The organism is Halocatena marina, from assembly GCF_023276375.1.
In the GTDB taxonomy this organism is placed as follows: Archaea; Halobacteriota; Halobacteria; order Halobacteriales; family Haloarculaceae; genus Halocatena; species Halocatena marina.
The window spans coordinates 420,266-440,691 of record NZ_JALLPK010000002.1 but is presented as its reverse complement, the minus strand read 5'-3'; the positions used below and the strand labels follow the sequence as shown (position 1 = coordinate 440,691).

Here is a 20,426-nt window from a genome sequence, read left to right as displayed (position 1 = left end):
CTGAACTGAATACACATCATCGAGCTCACCTTGGTGGAACGATCGCCGTTGAGTCATCTACAGTGAGTCTACAGAGCCTCCGGGGGTATGGTCACACGGTCGAAACGCTGCACGAGACCTAGTGTGTGATTTCACGAGCATCGCACCGGGATGAACAGCACACAGCACCATAGAGAGATCCGCATCCTCTTCACCGAGACACTCGTATAGGTAATATGCGTGAATTCGTCTTCGCTCTCGAATACGATCCCGAGAGTAATCCGGTCGCGGATATCCTCGCGGAGTGTCCGGAGACTCACCTTCGATCACTCTCATGCCACGTTACCGATGACACCCTCTGGCGCGTCGATCATGTCACCGGATCTGAAGCCACTCTCGACGCTGTTGCTGAGACTGTTGCGACTGCAGATTACTATGCTGACTGTCTCGTCCGGCGCGATTGTCAGGGCGAGTGGGAGACTCAAGTACTCGATCGCTCGCCCGACACCCTCATCCTCTATTCGTATTGGCAGCGAACTGTCGCGTGTACGTCTATTCCACATCTCGCACTCGAACATTTCGGTGACGGACTCATTTTCGAGACGACGTGGCGCGGCCGTCGGTATCAGTGGCGACTCATCCTCCCGAGCGATGCGAAGCTCACTCCATTCTACGAGGCACTCGACGCCGAAATTGCGGATACGGCTGGTGTCGAGATCATGCGTGTCCGTGAAAATACCGAGAGCCTCAGAATAGAAGATGATGAAGCAGAGCAGTTTCTCTCTCCGGAACAAGACAGTGCGCTCCAGGCAGCAGTCGAACACGGCTACTACGAAACGCCACGGGCGATCGAAACGTACGAACTTGCCGAGAAACTCGATCTGCCCGGCTCAACGCTGTCGTATCGCCTGCGTCGCGCAGAAGCCCAGCTCGCTAGTGCGTACGTAAAGAATTTGCCAATGACTCCAGTCGTGCACTCCAATCGCTGACACCGAGCATCCACTGGTTTGGTGTGCACCAAACAAACTCGTAAGCCACGGAGAGAATTAATCTCCCATAATGGATACAGGGTCGAATCGACGGACAACATCAGGAGATGGCACTGAGACAGCATCATTTGCTGTGCCCGAGATGGACTGTCCGTCCTGTGCAGCAAAAATCACTTCGAGCGTCGAGTCGCTCGCTGGGATTGCGGTGGTCGATCCGCAGGTTATGATTGGATCTGTTGCGGTCACCTACGATCCCAAACAGACGGATCGGCCATCGATCGTCGATCGAATTGAGGCAGCAGGATACACCGTCGAAGGTAGGACAGGGTCATCATCGCAATCGATCGCGGTCAGTGTGCCCGGAATGGATTGTCCATCGTGTGCGAATAAGATCACCACGAGCGTTCAACAACTCACGGGCATTCACAACATCGATCCCGAGGTGACGACGGGAACTGTCCACGTCGAGTACGATCCCTCGGAAACGACCGTCGACCGAATTCACGAGCGAATCAAAGCTGCCGGATACACGGTTGAGACCCGAAAAACAGAGCAGACAGACACGTTCGACGTCCCTGAGATGGACTGTCCCTCCTGTGCCGGGAAGATTGAAAACGCACTCGAACAGCGAACAGGAATCACTGCCTACGAGACTCAGCCAACGACCGGCACGGTCACGGTAACGTACGACACCGACCAGCTCCCACAAACGGCGGTTGTCGAGGCCATCACGGGAGCGGGATACACAGTCGAGGGCACTCGATCCACGGACCCATCGTCGACGATCGACGACACGCGTCCGCGAGAAGATCCGCGTGCGGTTTGGCGGAGCAAACGAGCACTCAAAGTTTACACGGGAGCAACGTTCCTCACGCTTGGAATCGCTCTCGAATATCTTCTCCCCTCCCTGAATATCGTTCTCGCTAGTGGCCTTGGGCAGAGTATCGATCTGGCCGAACTGTTCTACATCATCGGGATCGCCGCCGGTGGTGAAGCGATCCTGCACAACGGGTACTACTCAGCACGGAACCGTAGCCTCGATATCGATCTGCTAATGAGCCTCGGAATTCTCGGTGCAGTTCTCGCGAGTCTCCTCTTCGGTGAGGGACTGTACTTCGAGGGGGGAACCCTCGCGGTGCTCTTTTCGGTTGCACAGCTGATGGAACGGTATTCGATGGGACGAGCACGGCGGTCACTCGATGAGCTGATGGAGCTTGCTCCTGAGACCGCGACCGTTCGCCGCGATGGAGATGAACAGTCGCTCCACGTCGATGCTGTTCAGATCGATGACGTGGTAATCATCCGTCCAGGTGAGAAAGTTCCGATGGACGGTGAGGTCCTTGAGGGAGAGAGTGCAGTCAATCAGGCCCCAATCACGGGCGAGAGCGTCCCTGTCGACAAGCGTGAAGGCGATGACGTGTACGCCGGGACGATCAACAAGGAGGGATATCTTGAGGTTCGCGTCACGTCGGTGGCAGCCGACAACACCATCGCGCAGATAATCGAGATGGTTGAGGACGCTCAACGCGAGAAGACTGAGCACGAACAGTTCGTCGACCGCTTCGCAGATAAATACACGCCGGTCATCGTGAGTATTGCAGTTGCACTCCTGTTTGTCCAACCACTCGTGCTCGGTGCGACGTGGCGGACAGGTTTCGTTCAAGGATTAACGCTGCTCGTGCTTGCCTGCCCGTGTGCCATGGTTATCAGCACACCCGTCAGTGTCGTTTCGGGAATTACGAGTGCGGCGAAAAACGGGGTGCTCATCAAGAGCGGTCCGGACCTCGAAGCGATGGGCGACGTTGATACTGTCGCAATTGACAAGACAGGAACACTCACGAAGGGTGAACTGACAGTGACGGATGTCGTCCCACTCGATGGCACAACTCGTGAGGACGTCCTTCGGGATGCCAGAAGCCTCGAAGCCCGCAGCGAACACCCGATCTCAACCGCGATCGTCGAGGCAGCCGCAGACGAAGGGATCGACGAGCGCATCGTCAAGCAGTTCGAGAGCCTGACCGGGAAGGGTGTGACGGGCACCATCGATGGTGAGCAGTACTACATCGGAAAGCCGGCGCTCTTCGAAGATCTCGGCTTCGACCTCACTCACCACCACGTTGCAACTGATGGCGGTGTTGCAGTCACCGTCCAGTCCTGCGAACACGGTCAGTATCTCGATCTCATGGACGAGACCGTATCAGACCTTCAGGGCGACGGAAAGACGGTCGTGTTCGTTGGGACAGCTGATCGGCTCGTCGGCGTCATTGCGGTTGCTGACGAGGTTCGTCCGGGTGCTCGCCACGCAATCGAACAGCTCCACGCTCAGGGCATCGAACGCATCGTCATGCTCACGGGTGATAATAGGAGGACGGCTCAAGCAATCGCCGAGCAGGTAGGTGTCGACGAGTATCGCGCCGAACTCCTCCCAGAGGAGAAAGCCACCGTTATCGAAGCGTGTATTGAGCAGTCCGAAGGGGTCGCAATGGTCGGTGATGGGATCAACGACGCCCCAGCGCTGGCGACAGCGACAGTCGGAATTGCAATGGGAGCAGCCGGTACAGATACAGCCCTCGAAACGGCAGATATCGCGTTGCTGAGTGATGACATCACGAAACTCCCGTATCTCGCTGCGCTTTCACAGAAGGCAACAGCTGTGATCGAACAGAATATCTGGGGGAGTCTCGGTGTCAAGATGTTACTGGCGATCGGTGTTCCGTTCCAATTGGTGAGCGTGATCGTGGCCGTTGTGATCGGCGATATGGGGATGAGTATCGGTGTGACAGCGAATTCGATGCGGCTGTCGCGGCTCAAACCCGACCGATTCCTCTAACTCTACAGGTCGTCAAACCGGCCTATGCATCGAGCGGTTTCACAACGTTAGCATTAGGCAGAATCCTGTGACTCAGCTCGGTTTCAACATGACTGACAGTCTCGCTGTCGTCTATAGTATAGAAGTCCAGCAAAAAGCAGCACAGAAACTCCCCCCAAGACGGGCCGATACGGATCAAAATACGTCATCAGCATGGAGTTGCTGAATAGTGCGAGCAGAAACGCATTACAGATAGGGCATCCGAAGGCGAGGAATCCAGAAACAACGCTGCCGACCGCGAGACGGTCGTCGTGAGAGCGGGTAGCCGCGGGCTGCTGAGCGATGTACAGGCCGGCAAATAGTGATGTAGCGATGAGAAACGTATAATCGAACAGCGTTCGCGGAACCATTCGAACGTACAATGGGTTCGGGAGGAGGCCGGTAACGATCCCAAATAGAAGGAATGACCCGATGGTGACCGCCGCTCCCTTCATGATTTTTGGTCGGGAAAGTGCCATTGGATGGGATGAGACGTAAGTAATACTTAAACACAGGGTGGAATTCGCTGGCTATGGGAACGGGTCTGGGATTTTAGTAGGTAGCCTCTGGAACCCGAGCACGAAAGAGAATACAGATGATGTTGCGATTCTCCCTCTCCCCGACAATCGGTACGCACGGTCTATCCTCACATTCACAGAAACGAATGACAAATTGATATCAGATACATGAACGATTCAACGCTACTCACAAGACGACGCGCAGTACTCGGAGGTCTAGCCACACTTACCGTTGGCGGCAGTGTCTACGGTGTCACTACACTCATATCGGACTCCTCGTCATCCGTCTCGGCTGAGATGTATTCAGCAACTGGTACTGGTGCGTTCGACATTGAACTGACTGGTCATCCAATCATGGGCAAACACGATGTCCCAGTCGACCTCTACTACTGGAGCGAGTATCAGTGCCCGTTCTGTGCTCAGTTCAACACGGAGACATTGCCACAAATCATACGGAACTTCGTCACTCCCGGTGATGTACGGGTGATCTTCATCGAATTCCCGTACCTCGGTAAGGACTCGATGACGGCTGCAGTGATGGATCAGTGCGTCTGGCGAACGGTAAACGAATCGAATCCGCAAGCCTACTGGCAGTGGCACTCGGCGGTTTTCGAGGCACAGGAGGAGAAAAACTCCGGATGGGCCTCGAAAGCAAATCTCCTCGATATCAGTCAGGAGATCGACGGTGTATCGGCTGACAGCATTGAACAGTGTATGAGTACTGACCGTCAAGCCATCGAAACAGCGATCGAAAGCGACAGCCAACGGGCACGCTCGATAGGTATCAGCGGTACCCCTGGATTCGTTCTCTACAATCGTCAGTCCAAGAAGGCGGGGAAGCTCGTCGGCGCACAACCCTACGGTCGGTTCAAATCCGCCATCCAGCAGGTGAAAAACACGTAAGGGTTCACGTATACATTGAATAGAGGATCGAAACCATACCGACGCCGATGAGGAGGGGCTGCAGCAGACTTGCGAGTGGTACTGCGACATTGATTGCCTTCTGAATAGAACATCCGAGGGCACCTCCCGCGCTGATGAAGACAAATCCAATCGAAATAAACAACATCGGCTGACTCGATGTCCGCTGATAGCCCTGATAGCCCCGGTAGGCGATGAGGAGACCGAGTATTACAGTCAGTAGCTTTCCAATGAGAACGATGGTGCTCATTGATCGAACCTCCGGAGATCGTCCCACGTACGCGCGAACGTATCGACGGCGTCCTCTTGATCGTTGGATTGGACGTCGATCACGCCATCAGAGAATCGAATCTCAAGCGCGTCGGTTGCAGTCTCGTAAACGGTATGATGATTCCCATCTGGATCGAGTTTACTTGATGCAGTAAGCAGGTCTAGTGCTTCAAGCTCATCGAGCCGGCGGTAAATCGTTGATGTGGATGCGTCGCACGCCTCACGAAGTCCTTTTGCAGACATGGGTTGCTGGCTCGCGTGTTTGAGAATCGCCCGTGCGTTTTTATCGCCGAGTATATCTAAAATATCGGCCGGATCGCGACTCTCGTGCACGTGCTAGGTACTCGTACCACAACTTAAATAACCTCAATTACTCCCACCGAGTGAGAATAGCCACAAATAGTTATACAAGAACAGACACTGTTAGTGTGACAACGTCGGCTGTAGCGACACGCACTGACTGCTGATTGAAGCGCTCCTTCAGTGTCGTTCCCAATACAGAACGATACCATCCGTTGTATCGGAATCAGCGTGTACCAGACACTTGTATCCTCCTCTTGTTAGCGTCATTGTTCGGTGATGAGTTGTCTGTCCGTACCGCAAGAACACTCTCTCTTGACGGTGAGTATCCAGTGACGACACGTGGCCTGTGAGTTACGCTATCAACGAGGAAGAAGCATGTGTCATCGATACGAGAACGCGTTTGATCAGGGACTCGGAGACATCATCCCTCATGAATTGAGGAGACTATATAAATAGATACGCTACTTCCCACGCAGAGAAAACGAGAAGCAGGTTCAAGGGATTGCCAAATCTCCACAATATTGCAATGGCTGCCGACAAATCGCCTCTTTCGCGGCGAAACGTGATGCGGGGCGCAACACTCTTTCTCAGTACTAGTATGGCTGGCTGTCTCAATCAACTTGGTTCCGAATCCGACAACGGCCAATCGTCCTCGCCGACAGATACACGGACATCGCGTGAAAATTCAGAGGATAACAATACGACAAAATCAACGTCCTACGAGGTGACAGCGTCACCGGATACACCGACTTCAACAGCGACTCCTACTCCAACCCCAACCAAAGACATCTCACCGTCGTTCGTAGCGCTGTCGGAGACAACAGGTTACGATATCGATCTCGCCGGAACGCCAGTAATAGGAAAGAAAGACGCCCCCATCGACATTTACTACTGGTCAGATTACCAATGTGCATATTGCAAACAATTCGAAGAGAACTATCTGCCAGATCTTCTCAAAAATGAGATTAGCAATGGCACCGCTCGTATGATGTTACTCCAGTATCCGAACTACGGGGAGCACTCGTGGACAGCAGCGGTCATGGCCAGATGTCTCTGGAAAACTGTCAAAGATCGAACTCCAGATGCATTTTGGAACTGGCATCACTCAGTGTTTGAACATCAAGGCTTGCCCGGAAAGACGTGGTCATCAAGAGACAGTCTCCTCGGATACGCTCAAAACAGTACAAGTGTTGACACTAACACTATCACCCAATGTATGCGCTCGAATCAAAAACAGATCAAAGCCGATATTCGAGAGGAACGAACGCGCTCTCAAACGGAAGGATTCTCCGCAACTCCGGGGTTCATGCTGTATTCTCGGAATACGGGAAAGACGATCAAGCTCACTGGAGCACAGCCGTATAGCCGGTTTCAGAGTCATATTCAGTCCCTTCAAAATCAGTAATCCATGAGCAGTAGTATGTTCACAGCGATCAGCACAGATCGCCTCGAACGGTTCAGAGCGGACTTGTTTGCAGCACTCCTCTATCCGTATCAGACACTACAGCGTTCGGTCCTTGCAATTACATTAGCTGTCCTTACGTTCGGTGTACTCGTCCTTGCATCACAACCGCTCGCGTCGTACCAGATGTTCGTTGCCGATATGTTCGGTTATCCAAATATTGGGGCGTACTTCACCGCTCTCGAACAGGTTTTACTGATGAATTTCCGAGTGACAGTCACCGAGTATGGCTGGAGCGCGATTGTGATGAACGCCATGTATGCGGTTTTGACAGGGGTTGCTCTCGCAAACATGATCGCCCAGTTACAGATGTTGCAGATAGGAAGTCTCGCCAACATCGGCGGGATTCTCCCAGGATTGTTTGCAGCAGGCTGTGCAAGCTGTGGTCCCGGACTCTTTGCCCTCCTCGGTTTTACGGGCGCTGTTACATTCGTTCCGTTTCAGGATGCAGTGCTTCGGATCGCAGGGATCGTCTTGTTCCTGTTCTTCCTTGGCCTGTCTGGCGATCCTCGTAACTGCCGAATTACGTAACACGGAACGCGTGGTTGGCTCATTTGATGTGAGATGCCACAGCGTCTGAGTAAACATGATCCTGTACGGTTGCTCTGCGGTGGTTACGCTTGCGGATGTTCATCCAAGACACGGTCAAACCGATCACGAACCGCGGTCGCAATTTGATCCAGCTCAGGATTATCGACAACCGATAGTAACACCGCAGGATCAACCGCACCCACACCAACGCGACTGTCCTCAGTTTCATAGACGATCACGTTACACGGAAGGAGCGCACCCAACTGGAGTTCCGCTTCCAGCGCCTGTTGTGCCAACTGTGGATTGCAGACACCCAATATTTCGTACCGACGGAAGTCTTCGTCGAGTTTCTCTTTGAGCGTTTGCTGGACATCAATATCGCAAAGGACACCGAATTCTTCTGCCGACAATGCTTCAGTTGTCTGTTCGACGACTTCATCGAAGTTCCCGTGAACTCGCTTGTTTAGAGTATATTACATATAGCACAATACTATACACGCTCTTTTAGATATTGTGCCGCTCTCGATCGACTCAACAAGTGCAAAAGTGACTCAGTCAGCACGACCTTCGGCCAATGTTTTACTATATACTATATAGTAATATAGAATCATTCAAAGAGTGAATCATAAGGTCTAACAGCATTTCAGGGGTGTGGGTAGATATAAACGTCACATGACGTCCGATAATCCAGACAGTGTTACAAGCGGGAGCTCAGAAGAAAGAATCAGTCAGGAACAGCGAACACCCGATGTATTCAGTGCGTTCAGACAGTTTCTCGCACTCGAGCGTGATGTCCTCGTGCTGTCGGTGGCGATGCTCGCGTTCAGCCTCTCGTTTCAAATGACCAATCGCTATATTCCCCAGTATCTGAGCGTGCTCGGAGCGGGAGCGGGAATCATCGGATTGTACGGTAGTGTTGGCAACGGTATCAGCGCCGCCTACCCGTACCCGGGTGGTGCGTTTTCCGATCGCATTGGCTCACGCATTGCACTCACGCTCTTTGCTGTGCTCTCGACAATCGGATTCGGTATCTGGCTCCTCACGCCCGAACTCGGCACACTGGCGATTGGAGGTGTGGATATTCCGGTCTGGGTCTGGATTTTCGTTGGGTTGTTGTTTTCACAATCGTGGAAGTCATTCGGGCTTGGAGCGACCTTCGCAATCATCAAGCAGGACGTCACACCCGATCGGCTTGCCACTGGCTTTGCCAGTACTGAGACGTTCCGCCGGATTGGATTTTTGCTCGGGCCGACGCTCGCCGCCGGGGTGCTTGCTCTTTCCGCAGGGTTCGTCACCGGTTTTCAGCTCATTCTCGTGATGGCCGTCGTTCTCGCAGCGGCAGCCACAGTCGTTCAGCACGTCCTCTACGATGCGAGCAACGATACACTGGGCAAGCAGTTCGAGGGAACCTCGCAACTCATCGCTGATCTTCGTGACCTTCCCGAGGAACTCAAACCGTTGCTCATTGGGGATATCTTCGTCCGATTCGGCAACGGGATGGTGTATGCGTTTTTCGTGATCGTGGTCGTCCAGTTTCTCGAAGTGAGTGCCACACTTCCCGTTGTTGGAAGGCTTGCCCCTGAAGCGTTATTCGGTGTTTTTCTCGGCGTCGAGATGACTGTCGCGCTTTTGAGTATGATTCCCGTTTCGAAACTCGCCGAGCGCGTTGGACTCAAGCCTGTGATCGGATTGGGATATTTGGTCTATGCAACGTTTCCGATGTTGCTGATTACTGCACCGGCGAACGCGGTTGTCGTTGGGGGTCTCTTTGCGTTTTCAGGACTGCGTTTTGCCGGTCTCCCCGCCCACAAAGCGATGATCGTCGGTCCTGCTGAACAGAAAACCGGTGGTCGCGTCACCGGTGCATACTACCTGCTCAGAAACACTATCGTGATCCCGAGTGCAGCGTTCGGAGGATGGCTCTACGGAGATAATCCAACGCTGGCGTTCGGGCTGGCGACCGTTATCGGCCTCATCGGCACCGGATACTACCTCGTCTTTGGTACGGAGTTCGATGCCTATACTTGAGAACGAAAATCTGTCGCTTACCACGTGATGAGTGAATCGCCTGCGAAATAGACGTAGCTGAGTATCCAGTACACGAGATACAGTACACCAAAAAGAACGCCCTCTGGCCGTTGTATCCGTCCCCGGTAGAGAAACACAGCCGTCAGTAGTGTGATCACGAATACAGCTGGCCAGTAAAATAGCACGACTGATTGATCGACAGTGAACGGCTGAACAACAGCCAAGAGACCGATATTGCCAGTAGTGAAAAAGATCAGACTACCGACAATGTTTCCGACGGCAATGCTCGAACGACCCGCACGAACGGGCTCTATGACGAGGAGTATCTCTTCGAGGGACAGCACTAATCCAACGACAGTCATCCCGAACACCGTGCCGTTTACTCCAGCAGCAGAAAGAATGCCACGTGCGCCTTCGACAGCCAGTTCAGAGCCGACAATCATTCCGAGTGTAAACAAACCCACCAGACCGAGATAGTACCAGGATTTGTGTCCGTTCGATCTGAGTTCTTCACGTGCTTCTTCAGTTTCTTCGTCCCGAAACGTCTCCTGACCACGGCGCTCCTGCCAGTAGAGATAGCCAAGAATTCCACCGAAGATCACGAGAAGGACGACGCCGTCGAGTCGTGAGAGTGACCCATCGATGAGGAACGGTAGCGCAAACAGTGGTGATACTGCGAGCAACAGAAGATACTCCGACGGGACGTCCGGTTTGAACGGCACAAGTACGCCAGCAAGGGCGACCGAGACGCCAACCAAAAAGAGTGCGGATCCGAACGCCGATCCGATCGCCACACCCGATAATCCTTCAATAATTGCGGTAACGCCGAAGGCCCAGTTTTCGAAATCCATTCCTGTAAAAAGCACAGCGATCAGGAACGCCGATACGCCGGTGAGAATCGCAGTTTTCGTGATGTTCTCGATCAGTTCCTCGACGCTGTAGATGAGGAGTGCTATTCCAACGAAGAACAATAGCGCCGACAGAACGACCATATAAGGAAGTTCCCCCTCTAGAGTAAACAGTCTTTCTACAGAGTTAATCTACTTGGAAAATACCACTGTTAGTGTGTATTTACATGAGTTAGCATCTAGTGATGCCTACTCGGAATACTGCTCTGTTTTCATCTATTGCCAAGAGCTGGACTGAGTCGTCTCGAGAACGCTCTGCATCTGTTGGAGTGCATTGGCTGCCTCTGTACGGTTCGTGCCGAGAGCGTGTCCAATCTCCTCTGGAAGATCGAGATCCGCAGCCAGCAGTAGAAGTCGATCGAGTAGGGTAAGTTCCAGTCGTTCGTTGATCATCCCGACACTCAGGACATCGAGATCGCGTAGCTCATCATCTTCAACTTCATTGATGAACTCGTCTTTCTCTGCGAGCAGACCCTCCATGATTGCACTTCCCCGCTCCGTCGGTTCTTGTCCAAGCCGTTCGAAGACGCTTTCGATCCGGTGAATCTGGGTGACTGTATCGTCTTGATGGCTAGCAAAGATCTCGCTGATTGCTTGGCTACCAGCTGCCATAGAGAGATCACCGTGAAGGTCGAGGATTTCTAGTTCTGCGTGGTAGAGCTTCTGAAGCTCACGTTCGAACATATCACGCTTTGTCTCGATCGTCATCGCTGGCTTTCCCCGCTGGACCCCTGATGGACTCTCACAGCACTTCCACCGACGCAGAGGTGAGTACTATTTTTCCAGTCAATCACTCGTACTGCGTCTCTCAGAACCGACAGTGCTGTTGGGTTAGTCATTTTCGAAGATCATGCTTCGAACGCATTCTTGTATTTCGGCCGTATCAACACGGTCGCTTTCCATGAGCACTCGTAACCGCGCTGGTGAAAGCGTTGTCCCGGCTTCGAGATCATCAAGTACGTTTGAGAGCGGTAGGTGAGTGGCAGTGATATCGAGCTCCACCGTCTCAACGAGATAGTCATCACGTCGGCCAGCGTGGTAGATTGCATCAGTTATCAGCTGTTCGGCAACCGGTGTGCTCGACGCCGCTTCGTCGGTGCTCAGAGGCTTCGTCACGCCGATGTTGTACAGTAAAAACGCGAGTGCATCACGGATGCCCACTTCAAATGCCTCGTCTTCGATATCCCACTGTGTGCCATCGTCGGAGAGGTGACCGAAGAGTTTCTCGCGTTCAGTTTCCTCAAGTTGTTGAAATAAAATCGTGAAATCAAGAACTGAATTATACACTCGCTCACGGATATCTCGTCGTCGCTGATAGCGCTGCTGCTTTGCGTGCTCGCCCTCGTAGGTTTTTTCGCCGGTAAGCCACCGTCGATCTTCAGTCGTTAGCATCGCATTCTTGCGACCGGCCATGTGTTGCTGGGAGTGATGAACCACACACAAATAAAGACAGCCGCTTGCCCTCCCGCAGATGCGTCCTGTCACGGTGTATTGGGTTGTGTGCATCGTGAGAAAATACGCAGTTTCCGATCGATCACTGCCGTGATTTCTGCGCCGGTACGGAATCAACGATTCACTGCTCTTTCACGCGAGAAAGCGACATACGTGGACGAAGCGCCAACCAGCTTTCTACGAGTATCCAACCAACGATGCTCATCACACATACGATGAGAGCAATCAGCTCAGCTGTGCCTACCCAATATGGGGCTACATAATGAATACCCGAGAACGCTGGACCGGCCAGCACACCCCTTACACCCAACCAGATCTGTTCGATCGGTCCTGAACTTCGTGGGGCGATCGCGGCAGATTCGCCGCTCGGTCCGCCAGCACTCTCATCGCTCGTCTCGAGTCGTTCGGCTTCGTAGGGAAACGCCGTTTCGGCCTGCCAGACGATTGTTCCCTGTCTGTTAACCTCCAAAACGCGATTCCCGTTGGAGTCCGTGATGAGTGTGTTCCCGTTGGGCAGGCGATCAGCATCGCGGATCCATTGGGCGCGGCCATCAGACCACGTCCAAGTACGGTTCCACGCGCCGTTCTCACGCTGATACTCGACGACACGGTTGTTCTCTGAATCAGCGATCAGGACGGCTGGACCACCTTCCGTTGGGGGAATGTAATCAGGGTTGTGCTGCTCGTGTAACGTTTCGGTCTCGTCTTCAGTTCCGACCGTCCAGTTTTCGACTAGCGTTTCTGATGGCGGCTTCTGGGGGTCGAGAAAGACGACTCGATCTGCGTTGCGAGGACTGGCCATCAGTCGGCCGTCGGGGAGCACTTCGACATCGTTCATGTGTGTCCAATCGGTCGGATAGGGTCCACCAGTTTGATCCGTGGCGAACTGTGTTGGTGAGTCCCGAGCTGGGTCCCATGACCAGGTGATAGTCTCAGTTGTGGTGTCGACGATGAACACACGGTCGAGATAGATATCTGCGACCGCGAGATGCGTGTTATTGATACGATCAGCGTCGTGCCAGCGTGTCGAATGCTTCCCGGGCGTCGTAGCAGTGTAGACCGGTGTGACAGTACCTGTCGATAGATTGACTCGTTCGATGCCGTTCTGGGTACAGGCCCCACCGCTTTCGTCCAGATAGGCGCGTGCGTACTCCTGCCATTTGGTCCACGATATGCTGTTGGCGTACTCGTCCGTACGCCAGTAGTCCTCACTGAGAAGAGCAGGACACTGAGAGGCGTTCACGTGGTCGGCGTAGGCGTATTCGACAGTAGCGTTCGTCCCTGGGACGGGATCGACATCCCAATACCGCGTGTGTGAATCGTTGTAGTAGCTCACGCTTCCGTTAGGAGCAAACGCTAGGAGCTCTGCGTTCGACCGTGGATTGTCTGTTTTTTGTCCCAACCAAGCGTTCGAGTCAGTCGCGATGACCGTGGTTCCATTGGCCGATCCAACGACTGGTTGGGTACTCCCGCTTGCATACCGGTTTGCTGCGGTCTCTGCAGGCGTGCTATCGAATGCTGCGATGGCGTAGGCAGAACCAATAACGAGCAGCGAGCCGAGAATAAGTGCTAAAAAGAGCCCCCGAAGGAGCAGTCTCGATGAAACCATTGTGTCTGATGGACGAGGGCAGGTATATATTATTCTTAATATCCGTATCGTCTTCTACATGTACTATGAACGACTGGACGACAGTCCGATGATTTCTTCGCTGTCGATGGGACCATCATTTAAACAGCTGCTGGTGTGCCAGATCACCTGTCGTCAATGAAACGGAGGCATACCTCAGAACCAAGTTATTGCGAGTACGTGTATCGAGCTGCCGCACGTGTGCTGATTCACGGTCTTCGACACGTCGCCAAACTCATTGTTCGTAGTCGCCACCGAATCTGAGGAAGAAGTACGCCAGTCCGAGCGTCGAAAGCAGTGCAACGAACGTCGCAACGCCGAGTGTTTTTGCTCCTTCGCTGACCGCTGGCGTGGCGGGAGGTGCTGGTGCTTCCCGTGGGACCTCGCCGACAGCGACTGATCCAATCATTCCCTGGGTTCGGTGAGGTTGACAGAAGTAGTTGTTAATACCATTCTGTTCGAACGTGCGGGCGAAAGTAACACCGGCGTTAGCGACAGGACTCCCGCTGTTGAAGCTGTCGTCCTCGGCGATAACGTTGTGTGCACCGCCTTCACCGGACCACTCCCACGTTACGGTTGTCCCTGGATCGATATGAACGGCAACCGGCTCGAACGAGAGGCCGTTGTTTGCCCCACCACCAACAGTAATCGTCACCTGATTTTGGCCAGTCAGCTCCGCTGTCTGTTCATTCCAGTAATCAGCATCATCCAGCCATCCCCCATAGTCGATCGGGCCCGTCGCTGTGGAGCCGCCGCCGCTACCGTTACCATCTTGTGCTGCTGCGGTCCCACTCACGCCCACACTGCTAACAGCACCAGCTCCAGCTATCCGGAGGAAGTCCCGTCGCTTCCTTTCTCCACTCGGAAACATGATTTAATCTTTGATGGCGCGGACAATGCCTCTGTTGCCATGTGGACTGATGTGTTCGACAGAGGATCACGTCAAGTGACTCGGGTTTTGCCGCTAAGATTGCTTATTGAACAGCCCGACGACAGAACCAACGGGGGTCGACTTCGTAATACACTCAATGACCCAATACACTGAGTGAACACTCCATTACATTTGTGGTCATGTCATCGTCAAGATGGAGGCAAAGGGTTTCACCCTGGTATCGAATTGTCTGCTCAACTGCCCACGGAGCCTTCGAGAGTACGGTCACACCATTGCTGGTCATACAGAACGGGAGCGACCAGTACGGAGGGACGGTAATATCACGCCCGAGGAGATAGAAAAACGTGACGACCGCTGGATCGCTTAGAATGACCTCACCAACGTGTGTCGTGAGGAATCCTTGACAGCGGTCACACCGATGAGTGATACGAACCTCTTCGGGATCATCGCGTTGCTCAAACGTATGAGAGACAGTACTCCGACACCACGGGCAAACACCGCTCTGAAGCAGATCAACTAGTTTCCGTGACCATGTATCGAAAGCAGACAAGAGTTCATTGTTCGACCGGTCGATTATCCCGGCAGGCAAGAACGGTGAGCTCAGCACAGACTCTTCGCACGACGGACACCGTGCGGCGAACACTTGATTTTCGTAGATCAGTCGCAGCGACCTATCACACGCCGGGCAGGGTGTATCAAGCATGATCGATGACACAGAATCTGGTCCCCCGAGCGTTCCGAGCATCGCGCGATAGAGTGCGATGCTCCCCGCAAGATGGGTGTATCCGTGGTCGGTTCGCTTGATGAATGTTCCTACGAGCTTATCGAGATGGTACTGAAACTGGCCACTGTCACGCATCCCGACCACGGTTTTCAGTTCGGTGAATGTCGCCTCCCACGTTGGGCGTGTCCAAAGCGCATGGAGAATTTCGATGCGTGTTTCATTCGCAAGGAGTTGGAATGCCTCGCGGAGAGCGGCGAGCCCCACATCGGGGGCAATGGAAGTCATTGGCTCTTGGTTCGTGACTGTCCCAGCAAAGCGTGTCGGAACGGATGTTCCGATCATGTTGATTCGTCAATTGAAACATTCTTCTGCGAATTTTTAACTCTCATCCGTCAGACTCACTGTCTATCTTCGAATGAGCGCAGGTGACCACGGACGGCCAATCAGGGCTGGTAGCGTGTCGAACATCGAGTGTGGGAGTGTAGCCGAATGAGGGCGCTCAAATCGCTTCTATATCGGTTCTACGCCTATCGGTTGTTAACCTCAGAGGGATTTGTTTATCCAATTCTCACGGTCCACGCGCTCGCACAGGGGCTGGATCTCGCAGGCGTCGGCCTCGCGGCAGGGACGTTTTTCCTCGGGACCCTAGTCGGTGAGATTCCGACAGGATACATCGGTGACCGACTCGGTAGACGAAACGGGTTAGCACTTGGTGCAGTGCTCGTGTCACTGACGCACGTCGGATTTGCTGTTGCTGATTCGCTCGTTGGATTCGTTCTGTGCTGGTCGTTCTGGGGCGTGGCTGCCACCTTCCGCTCAGGGAGTACTGATGCGTGGCTCTACGACACATTGGTTGATGCTGACGAGACATCGAGATATACGGAAGTTCGGGGTCGAAGCACGTCTGTATTCTATGTGGCTGCTGCTGTTACAGCTCTGTGCGGCGGGCTCCTATACGAGTACTGGACTTTCGTGCCGTTTGCTGCGGCAGCAGTCATGACCGCTCTCGGTGGTATGCTCGTCTTGACCCTTCCCGAGCCAGATTCTAATACCTCGACAGAGGGGTTCTCACCGGCAGAAGCGGTCACTGCACTCACCTCAGTCCTCACTACCCGCCAACTCAGGGTGTTCGTCGTTCTCTCAGCTGTTGTCCTAGCCGTGCCGGAGACGATCGAAATATTCGTGCAACCGGTCGCGCTCTCCGTCGGAGTTACCACCGAACTTCTCGGGCCATTGTATACAGGACTGATGATCGCCGCCGCGGTCGGTTCGTCACTCGCAGCACCGATTTCGGAGCGGTTCAGTATTGGAGCTTGGTTTACACTCGGTACGGTTGGGCTCACAGGCGTCCTCCTGCTCGCAAGCGCACTCCCTGTTGTTGCAGTGCCCGTATTCTTCGTCGCCCGTAGTGCCAATACAGTCAGTGACACTCTCGGCAGTACGTATCTGAATAATCGGCTTGACTCTCAGGGGCGAGCAACAGCCCTGAGCGGTGTCTCGATGGTACAGGCACTCGTCTTTGTCTTTGCACGGTCGACCGGAGGAGCTCTCGCAGTTGCAACGACACCGATGACTTCACTGGCCGTCCTCGGGATGGTTGCGGTCTTTACTGTGCTCCTACTCCGGGTATTGGTAGACCCGTTTGAATCACAGACTGCAAGACTCTTCACCTCCGGTGAGACCACATGATTGATGTAATGATTGATTTGATGCCCAACGTTCTAAGCCTCATCTGAAAGTGTATTGACAACAAACGAAGGAGTTCCGATTCAACCGATGAGCCGCGGTTGATTAACACCGTGTCGTGTTCCATACTTGTAGGAAGAGTCGTTCCCAATACGGAGTGCTATTCTTCGTTACTATGGAACGGACTTCTTTTGAGGTTTGTTACCGAAATCGATAACATGGAACGACTCCGCTCCTCCTTACACGACGCCCCTATTATTGACAAGAACGGTTACGAGTATCTCGTTCACCCGATATCGAATGGCGTGCCGATGCTTGACCCCGCACTCCTACGTGAGGTCATCGTTGGTGTCATCCAAGTTGTGGACTTCGACGTGGATAAAATTGTCACACCTGAAGCAATGGGCATTCATCTCGCCACAGCACTCTCACTCCAGACGGACACACCGCTTGTTGTGATTCGCAAACGCTCGTATGGACTTGACGGTGAGGTTGCGCTCCACCAGCAAACCGGCTACTCCGAGTCCGATCTGTACATCAACGATGTAGAGGAGGGAGACCGCGTGCTCGTCGTCGACGATCTTCTCTCAACTGGTGGAACAATCGCAGCCATCTGTGATGCGCTCGATGATATTGGTGCAGAGATTACTGATATCGTCGTCGTGCTGCGAAAGGTTGGTCCCTCTGCGCTCGATGACACTGACTACGAGGCAACCAGTTTACTCGATATCACCGTCGAAAATGGGACAGTTACAGTCCACAACTGAGTCAGCGGTCCATCTTATCCTTTATCCGGAGATACGCGAGAATTAATTGTTCACGTCGGCGCTCACGATACATCCCAGTTCGCCAACGTTGATACGATCGTTCTGGCTACCGTGCATATCCAAATCGCCAATGTAATCTCTCCATCACGATGGTTACCGACGTGAGAGATACCATCTTTAGTTAGCGAGTCGCTCATCCTTGCGTCCAGAACACTATCGGAACGAGGTGGTGGGGTGTAGCTATGGGTACTCAATATATGTATTCGGCAAGAACGTTCTCTGGACGCCGTCATTGAGAGAACCCATCACCGACAGCCATCGTGTACATTCATTAAATCCGTTCACAGAGTGTATTCACCGGAGATATTCATTGAATGCGTTCACTAGATCTATTCATTAGACCTGTTCACTGATAACCCTCATTGAGTACACCCAGTAGATACATCCACTAGATCCGTTCATCGAGTATATTCACTAAATCCACTCATAGAGTTCATCCACCGAATGTATTCACTGAACACATTCATTGGGTACATTCACTAGACCTGTTCACCGAGTGTGTTCATTGAGTATGTTCACCAGATACATTCACTAGATCCATTCATCGGGTACGTTCATCGAATAGATTCATTGAGTACATTCACTAGATCTGTTCACCAGGTATGTTCATCGATGGTCTTCATCGGATACGTTCATCGAATGCATTCACTAGATCCGTTCATTGAGTACGTTCACTAGACTCATTCACTGAGTGTGTTCATAAATGAACATAATTGGGGGTGTACATGGGGAACATTCATTGTAGAGTGGGACAATACTCGAAACATGCTGGCATACACAACGTATTCGGAAGCAGGTGGCGTTGGAAAGACCACGACAGCAGCAAACCTCGCTGTCGCACACGCGCGTGCAGGTCTCAAACCATTGGTTGTTCCACTCGATCCGCAGGATGGTGACCTCTCACGGCTGTTCGGCGTTGATGGGAAGCGGAAAAAGTCGGTTGACAACCTTGTTCGGCACATGATCCAGCGGCCAAACGGATCGTTTGATGATCTTATCCAGACCAAGGAGGGGGTAGATATCATTCCAGAGCATAATATGCTCGGAAGTCTGGCGGAATATCTCCGCCGCGAGAAAGAACAAGCCGAAGCGATGGGCGAAGCATTTGGAATGCATTCCCAACTATTACGCGTCCTTCGCAGAGCAGACGTAAACGACCGATACGACGTGCTGATCTGCGATCCGCCTGCTACGGAGGGACCACACCTCTACAACGCAATTAATGCGACACGGTCACTCGTTATACCAGTCGAACCGAGTGCAAAAGGAGATGCAGCAGTACAGGGACTGGAATCGCTGGTTGCTGGCTTAGAAGAAAATCTCGACATCAATATCGGCGTCCTCGCTGCACTGCCGATGGATTTCAAAGATACGCGTGATCAGCGGGAGATCATCAACGATATACCCTATTCGACGCCAGAAATCATCGGAGATCGAGCGTCTTTGATGGAAGGCTGCTGGAAGCAACAATGTTCCGCATACTGTTACATCCGGGAGCATCGAAGCCGGCGACGAGAGTATGAGATCAAAACGCTCGCACAATTCGACCGGTTGGCACGCCAGTTAGAACAGCAAGTTGGTATCGAGGCACCGAATCCACCCGAGCCGGGCGATGTTGAACACAGCGTGATCACCCCATGACTGGAATGAAAGAAGGCTCTGGCGACGATCCGTTCGCAGATCCAATCTCGGAGCCAGAGATTGACGACACCGATAATGAATCCACAATCGACGCCGAGACCACAGAGACTCCAAACGATACCGAAGCTACGACTCAGTCCACGACCCACCAACTATCAGAGATTCCGATGATCCTTCGGCGAGACAGTGTCCATTCTGGACGCAATCGTGTTCCACTGTTCCTCCAACAAGATACACAAAGAGAGGAGCGAGATGCCCTCAGAGAGCTCGAAGATCAATTTGACGGTGACGTAGCTCTGACTGATCTCAGAGAAGCACTCGTGATGAGTGGACTGGAGCATCTCGACGATGTTGAGGAACAACTTCGAGAATGGGGTTACGGTTTGACATTTGATTAAAATGCCGTTGTGAGCCTCGGCTTTCACATTCATCTTCCACGAAATGTGATAATCTATTGACGGTCGAGAGGCGACAACATCAGACGGTTGAGTAGGCAGACGGTGATGCTCAAATGTGGCCGATGATCGCTCATCAGAAGAGTGGTGGAGTACTGTACTCGTGATCAAACCAGTTTCAGATATTCCGGAACGACTGTTACATATCCGCTAAAAGCGGCGTCTGTCGGCAATCAGGCGACAAGCGATCAAGGTGTACGCCGGTTGGCCACCACACATCTACCTCCATCCAGCACGTGGTTGACCATCTCTTCGATGGTTGTGGGGCGGCTACCTTCTTAGAATATTATTTTGCTTTGGTAGAGGAGGCAAGCCCCTTTGATCAAAGAGCAACACAGGGAGCAAAGCGACCGAGTAGCGCAGTA

General features: G+C 53.0%; 19 protein-coding genes and 1 pseudogene. 10 read left to right on the top strand and 10 right to left on the bottom strand.

All coding sequences use genetic code 11. The features are described 5' to 3' along the window. The first annotated feature begins 215 nt into the window (after positions 1–215). Together MW898_RS20650 and MW898_RS20645 are read left to right on the top strand one after the other, a co-directional pair. Entirely contained in the window at positions 216–968 is a 753-nt protein-coding gene (locus MW898_RS20650; RefSeq protein ID WP_248910202.1) for a helix-turn-helix domain-containing protein, read from the top strand. 70 nt (positions 969–1,038) lie between these two features. Beyond that, positions 1,039–3,798, top strand: a complete 2,760-nt coding sequence (locus MW898_RS20645; RefSeq protein WP_248910201.1) for a heavy metal translocating P-type ATPase — start codon at positions 1,039–1,041, stop codon at positions 3,796–3,798. An 83-nt stretch (positions 3,799–3,881) separates the two neighbouring features. Here MW898_RS20645 and MW898_RS20640 read toward each other — a convergent pair whose 3' ends face one another. Beyond that, positions 3,882–4,295 carry a hypothetical protein gene (locus tag MW898_RS20640; RefSeq protein WP_248910200.1) on the bottom strand — a complete coding sequence of 138 codons (414 nt, stop codon included), beginning with the start codon at positions 4,293–4,295 and terminating at the stop codon, positions 3,882–3,884. A gap of 207 nt (positions 4,296–4,502) precedes the next feature. Here MW898_RS20640 and MW898_RS20635 point away from each other — a divergent pair, with 207 nt between their 5' ends. Then, positions 4,503–5,237 carry a DsbA family protein gene (locus tag MW898_RS20635; RefSeq protein ID WP_248910199.1) on the top strand — a complete coding sequence of 245 codons (735 nt, stop codon included), beginning with the start codon at positions 4,503–4,505 and terminating at the stop codon, positions 5,235–5,237. A 4-nt stretch (positions 5,238–5,241) separates the two neighbouring features. Here MW898_RS20635 and MW898_RS20630 read toward each other — a convergent pair whose 3' ends face one another. Both MW898_RS20630 and MW898_RS20625 read right to left on the bottom strand, forming a co-directional pair. Beyond that, positions 5,242–5,505 (bottom strand): DUF7521 family protein, encoded by a 264-nt coding sequence (locus MW898_RS20630; protein WP_248910198.1) that lies wholly within the window; start codon positions 5,503–5,505, stop codon positions 5,242–5,244. Beyond that, on the bottom strand, positions 5,502–5,858 hold the full coding sequence (locus MW898_RS20625) for a helix-turn-helix domain-containing protein (RefSeq protein WP_248910197.1): 357 nt from the start codon (positions 5,856–5,858) through the stop codon (positions 5,502–5,504). The genes MW898_RS20630 and MW898_RS20625 overlap by 4 nt, the downstream gene beginning before the upstream one ends. Positions 5,859–6,354: 496 nt before the next feature. On the opposite strand from MW898_RS20625, the gene MW898_RS20620 reads away from it, so the two are divergent. Together MW898_RS20620 and MW898_RS20615 are read left to right on the top strand one after the other, a co-directional pair. Continuing rightward, positions 6,355–7,233, top strand: coding sequence for a DsbA family protein (locus tag MW898_RS20620; RefSeq protein ID WP_248910196.1), 879 nt, complete (start codon positions 6,355–6,357; stop codon positions 7,231–7,233). 3 nt (positions 7,234–7,236) lie between these two features. Continuing rightward, positions 7,237–7,821 carry a hypothetical protein gene (locus MW898_RS20615; RefSeq protein WP_248910195.1) on the top strand — a complete coding sequence of 195 codons (585 nt, stop codon included), beginning with the start codon at positions 7,237–7,239 and terminating at the stop codon, positions 7,819–7,821. An 83-nt stretch (positions 7,822–7,904) separates the two neighbouring features. Here the strand turns inward: MW898_RS20615 and MW898_RS20610 are convergent. Then, a pseudogene (locus MW898_RS20610) lies at positions 7,905–8,294 on the bottom strand (DUF302 domain-containing protein); the annotation flags it as partial. Positions 8,295–8,544: 250 nt separating this feature from the next. Between MW898_RS20610 and MW898_RS20605 the strand changes: the two are divergent. Beyond that, positions 8,545–9,849, top strand: coding sequence for an MFS transporter (locus tag MW898_RS20605; RefSeq protein ID WP_373689894.1), 1,305 nt, complete (start codon positions 8,545–8,547; stop codon positions 9,847–9,849). 17 nt (positions 9,850–9,866) lie between these two features. Here MW898_RS20605 and MW898_RS20600 read toward each other — a convergent pair whose 3' ends face one another. From MW898_RS20600 to MW898_RS20575, 6 genes are all read right to left on the bottom strand, one after another. Then, positions 9,867–10,841: a sodium:calcium antiporter gene (locus MW898_RS20600; RefSeq protein WP_248910192.1), complete on the bottom strand. Its 975-nt coding sequence runs from the start codon at positions 10,839–10,841 to the stop codon at positions 9,867–9,869. Positions 10,842–10,973: 132 nt separating this feature from the next. Further along, the gene (locus MW898_RS20595; RefSeq protein ID WP_248910191.1) at positions 10,974–11,465 is read right to left on the bottom strand and encodes a DUF892 family protein; all 492 of its coding nucleotides are present in this window, start codon (positions 11,463–11,465) and stop codon (positions 10,974–10,976) included. Positions 11,466–11,588: 123 nt separating this feature from the next. Further along, the gene (locus MW898_RS20590) at positions 11,589–12,170 is read right to left on the bottom strand and encodes a DUF8102 family protein (protein WP_248910190.1); all 582 of its coding nucleotides are present in this window, start codon (positions 12,168–12,170) and stop codon (positions 11,589–11,591) included. A 160-nt stretch (positions 12,171–12,330) separates the two neighbouring features. Beyond that, positions 12,331–13,818 carry an aryl-sulfate sulfotransferase gene (locus MW898_RS20585; protein ID WP_248910189.1) on the bottom strand — a complete coding sequence of 496 codons (1,488 nt, stop codon included), beginning with the start codon at positions 13,816–13,818 and terminating at the stop codon, positions 12,331–12,333. A 253-nt stretch (positions 13,819–14,071) separates the two neighbouring features. Then, on the bottom strand, positions 14,072–14,707 hold the full coding sequence (locus MW898_RS20580; RefSeq protein WP_248910188.1) for a halocyanin domain-containing protein: 636 nt from the start codon (positions 14,705–14,707) through the stop codon (positions 14,072–14,074). 154 nt (positions 14,708–14,861) lie between these two features. Further along, complete coding sequence (locus tag MW898_RS20575) at positions 14,862–15,794, bottom strand: winged helix-turn-helix domain-containing protein (RefSeq protein ID WP_248910187.1); 933 nt, start codon at positions 15,792–15,794, stop codon at positions 14,862–14,864. A gap of 147 nt (positions 15,795–15,941) precedes the next feature. On the opposite strand from MW898_RS20575, the gene MW898_RS20570 reads away from it, so the two are divergent. The 4 genes from MW898_RS20570 to MW898_RS20555 all read left to right on the top strand — a co-directional run bounded on the left by MW898_RS20570 (position 15,942) and on the right by MW898_RS20555 (position 20,004). After that, positions 15,942–17,141, top strand: a complete 1,200-nt coding sequence (locus tag MW898_RS20570) for an MFS transporter (RefSeq protein ID WP_248910186.1) — start codon at positions 15,942–15,944, stop codon at positions 17,139–17,141. A 215-nt stretch (positions 17,142–17,356) separates the two neighbouring features. Further along, entirely contained in the window at positions 17,357–17,905 is a 549-nt protein-coding gene (gene hpt, locus MW898_RS20565; RefSeq protein WP_248910185.1) for a hypoxanthine/guanine phosphoribosyltransferase, read from the top strand. An 825-nt stretch (positions 17,906–18,730) separates the two neighbouring features. Then, positions 18,731–19,606: a ParA family protein gene (locus tag MW898_RS20560; protein ID WP_248910184.1), complete on the top strand. Its 876-nt coding sequence runs from the start codon at positions 18,731–18,733 to the stop codon at positions 19,604–19,606. Beyond that, a complete protein-coding gene (locus tag MW898_RS20555) occupies positions 19,603–20,004 on the top strand; it encodes a DUF7970 domain-containing protein (protein WP_248910183.1) in 402 nt (133 codons plus the stop codon). Before MW898_RS20560 ends, MW898_RS20555 begins: the two co-directional genes overlap by 4 nt. Positions 20,005–20,426: the final 422 nt, after the last annotated feature.